The organism is Komagataeibacter kakiaceti JCM 25156 (genome assembly GCF_000613305.1).
Map to the genome: position 1 here is coordinate 1 of NZ_BAIO01000206.1, position 3,911 is coordinate 3,911.

Genomic DNA, 3,911 nt, shown 5'->3' on the forward strand with positions numbered 1-3,911 from the left:
CCGCGTTCCTCCATCCGGTCACGGCGGGCGGCAAGCTCCGAATCACTGACCGTGGTGCGCAGGATGCGGTTGGGAATGTCGATCTCGATCGTATCGCCTTCCTCCAGCAGCCCGATGATCCCGCCTTCCGCCGCTTCGGGTGAGATATGGCCGATCGACAGCCCCGAACTCCCGCCCGAAAAGCGGCCATCGGTAATCAGCGCGCATTTCTCGGCCAGTCCCTTGGATTTCAGGTAGCTGGTCGGATACAGCATTTCCTGCATGCCGGGGCCGCCCTTGGGGCCTTCGTAGCGGATCACGACCACATCCCCGGCCACGATGTCGTTGTTCAGGATGGCGGAAACCGCGGCGTCCTGACTTTCGAAAATGCGCGCGGGCCCGGTAAAGGTCAGCAGGTTCGCCGCGACACCGGCGGTTTTGACGATGGCGCCATCCTCCGCAAGGTTGCCGAACAGCACCGCCAGCCCGCCGTCACGGCTGTAGCATGGTCGGCATCGCGCAGGGCGCCGTTCGCGCGGTCGGTATCAAGCGTTTTATACCGGCTCGACTGTGAAAACGCCTGCGTGGTCCGCACGCCGCCGGGGGCCGCGCGGAAGAAGGTCCGCGCCGCCTCATCCACCGTTGGCGCGCTGATGTCCCATTTATGCAGGGCCTGCGTCACCGTGGGGGCGTGCACGCTGGGCACATCGCCATGCAGCAGCCCCATGCGGGCCAGTTCCCCCATGATGGCGGGAATGCCGCCCGCGCGGTGCACGTCCTCCATATGGACATCCATGCGCGAGGGCGAGACCTTGCACAGGTTCGGCACCTTGTGGGACAGGCGGTCGATATCCGCCATGGTGAACTGGACGCCCCCCTCATGCGCCGCCGCCAGCAGGTGCAGGACGGTGTTGGTCGAGCCGCCCATGGCAATATCGACCGACATGGCGTTTTCGAACGCGGCCTTGCTGGCGATGCCGCGCGGCAGGGCGGTTTCATCATCCTGTTCGTACCAGCGGCGGGCGAGCGCCACGATCTCGCGGCCCGCGCGCATGAACAGTTCGCGCCGGTCGGCATGGGTGGCGACAAGGCTGCCGTTGCCGGGCAGCGCAAGGCCCAGCGCCTCGGTCAGGCAGTTCATGGAATTGGCGGTGAACATGCCCGAGCACGACCCGCATGTGGGGCAGGCGGAGCGTTCGATCCGGTTCGACTGTTCATCGCTGACATCGGGGTTGGCCGCCGCTACCATGGAGGTGATGAGGTCAACCTGCTGCTCGGCGCCGTTGTTCAGCACCTTGCCCGCTTCCATCGGCCCGCCGGATACGAAGATGGTGGGGATGTTCAGCCGCATCGCCGCCATGAGCATGCCCGGCGTGATCTTGTCGCAGTTGCTTATGCACACCAGCGCATCGGCGCAGTGCGCGTTGACCATGTACTCCACCGCATCGGCGATCAGCTCGCGCGAAGGGAGGCTGTACAGCATGCCGCCATGGCCCATGGCGATGCCGTCATCCACCGCGATGGTGTTGAACTCACGCCCCACGCCGCCCGCATCGGCCACCGCGCCCGCCACGAGCTGCCCCAGATCCTTGAGATGGACATGGCCGGGCACGAACTGCGTAAAGGAATTGGCGATGGCGATGATCGGCTTGCCAAAATCACCATCCTGCATACCGGTTGCACGCCACAGGCTGCGCGCACCGGCCATGTTGCGGCCATGTGTCGTAGTGCGGGAACGATAGGCAGGCATGACGGTGACCTCGCGATCAGGTATGATAAGGGATTGAATCTGCCTGACCGCATACAGGACACGCGGGCCACGCGCCAGCCCCAAGGTGCGGCCGACCGCGCGCGACGGCGGATGGTGGCCGCAACTCCGGCTGTGACCACCCGTTTAATCTGATACTTTTTTTTCCATGCACAAGGAGTGTGCGCAGTATGTCCGGACCGGACCGTGAGAACAGCCAACGGAACATGCCCGGCGGCGGCCTGCTGGAACAGTTGTATTTTCCGGTTACGGGCGCGCTGGCGGCGGCTGTGCTGGCGCTGGTCATTTTCTGGTCATGGGACTGGTTCGTGCCGCTGGTCGAACGCAGGGCGGGCGAGGCGCTGGGCCGCCGGGTCACGCTGGCGCATCTGCATGTCCAGATCGGCCGGGTCACGCGCATCACCGCCGATGACGTGCGTATCGACGAGCCGGAGGGATTTGACACCCTGCCCCCCTTCGCCACGGCGGCGCACCTGATGGTGGGGGTCAACCTGTGGCACCTGCTGGGCGGCAGGCTGGACCTGCCGGTCATTGCGCTGGACAGCCCGGCCGTTGAACTGGATGCCCGCAAGGGCGGCGAGGCGAACTATCATTTCCCCCATGAAGGCGGGACCGGTGGCCAGAAAACCGGCAGTGCCGCGAACGCAGCCACTCCGCTGCCGCAGATCGGGGAGCTGAACATTACCGATGGCCACCTGCACCTGGTGCATGCCGGGCTGCGGAGCGACATGCGGGCCGAGGTGCACACCACCCCGGGGCAGGACGGGGCCGGGCCACGGATCGTGGCGAATGTGCGCGGCACCTATACCGGGCAGGCGATTACGGGGCGGTTTTCGGGTGGGGCGCTGGTCTCGCTCATGGACCGGACGCAGCCCTACCCGATAGATGTGGCGGTTCACCATGGCCCCACGGAGCTGACGTTGGTCGGCTCGGTGGAGGATCCGCTCTCCTTCAGCGGCGCGCGGCTGCGGCTGACACTGGCGGGGCCGGACATGTCGCTGCTCTATCCACTGACGGGCGTGGTCATTCCACAGACACCGGCCTATCATGTGGCGGGCAGCCTGGATTATCTGGACCGGCGCGTCCGCTTTCATGATTTCGAGGGCACGGTCGGCTCCAGCGACCTTGGCGGCACGCTGCGTGTCGATCCGCATCAGGCCGTGACCTTTGTGGATACGGATCTGCATTCGCGTCATGTCGATCTGGCCGATCTGGGCGGGTTTTTCGGGGCGACGCCCGGTGAGCATCCGTCCACCGCGCAGCAGGCGGCGGAAGAAAAGGCGCATGAGGCCAGCGGCGCGGTCCTGCCCACCACGCCCATCAGCCTGCCCCGGCTGCGGGCCACCAACGTGCATCTGGCCTATCATGGCGACCATATCGAGAACCGGCATACGCCGCTCGACAATATCGATGTGCTGCTGGATGTGCGCGATGGCGTCATCGACGTTCACCGCCTGAACTTCGGGGTGGGCCGCGGCAGGCTGGCCAGCAGCGGCACCTTCGTGCCCGAGGGGGACGGCGTCAACGCGCGGATCCGTGTTGATATGGAGGAGATCGATCTTTCCCGCCTCATGACGGCGCTGGGGAACTATCACGGTCAGGGCACCATTGGCGGGCATGTCATGATCCATGGCCGGGGTCGTTCACTGGCCGAGATCGTGGGCAGCGGCAATGGCGGCGTCACCATGGCGCTGGACGAAGGGGGCGATATTTCCGCCATCCTGCCCGATCTCGTGGGGCTTGAGTTCGGCAAGGCGCTGCTCTCGGTGCTTGGCCTGCCCGCCCGTACCGACCTGAAATGCCTGATCGTGGACATGCCGCTGCAGGAAGGCGTTTTTCATACCCATACCCTGCTGCTGGAAACGGGTGATACGCGCACGGTGGGCAAGGGGGATGTCAGCTTCAGCAACAATACCATCGACTACGCCTCATGACGCGCTCACGCCATTTCGCCATCGCCTCGTTGCCCGGGCCGCTGTACATCACGGGGTCGCTGAAGCATCCGCGCATCACCCCGGGCGCGGAGGTGATCGGCCGGGCCCTGGCTTCGGTGCTGACGGGCTTTGTCTTCTCCCCCGTCGGGCTGCTGCCCACGATCGAGGCCGGCGTGGGCGAAAAATCAGCCTGCGCCAGCGCGCTCAGGGAGGTCGAGACGAATCCGGCG

The 3,911-nt window shown here is 65.6% G+C and carries 1 protein-coding gene and 2 pseudogenes; 2 read left to right on the forward strand and 1 reads right to left on the reverse strand.

Translation table 11 applies throughout. The features are described from left to right. Positions 1–1,729 (reverse strand): annotated as a pseudogene (gene ilvD / locus JCM25156_RS23510) (dihydroxy-acid dehydratase); the annotation flags it as partial. 224 nt (positions 1,730–1,953) lie between these two features. Between ilvD and JCM25156_RS23515 the strand changes: the two are divergent. After that, positions 1,954–3,681 carry an AsmA family protein gene (locus tag JCM25156_RS23515; protein WP_242402602.1) on the forward strand — a complete coding sequence of 576 codons (1,728 nt, stop codon included), beginning with the start codon at positions 1,954–1,956 and terminating at the stop codon, positions 3,679–3,681. Then, positions 3,678–3,911 (forward strand): annotated as a pseudogene (locus JCM25156_RS31075) (AsmA family protein); the annotation flags it as partial. The gene JCM25156_RS23515 and the pseudogene JCM25156_RS31075, both read left to right, overlap by 4 nt.

Coding starts and splice junctions, on each gene's coding strand:
- JCM25156_RS23515 (WP_242402602.1), top strand. CDS start 1,954: ATGCCCGGCGGCGGCCTGCTGGAACAGTTGTATTTTCCGGTTACGGGC.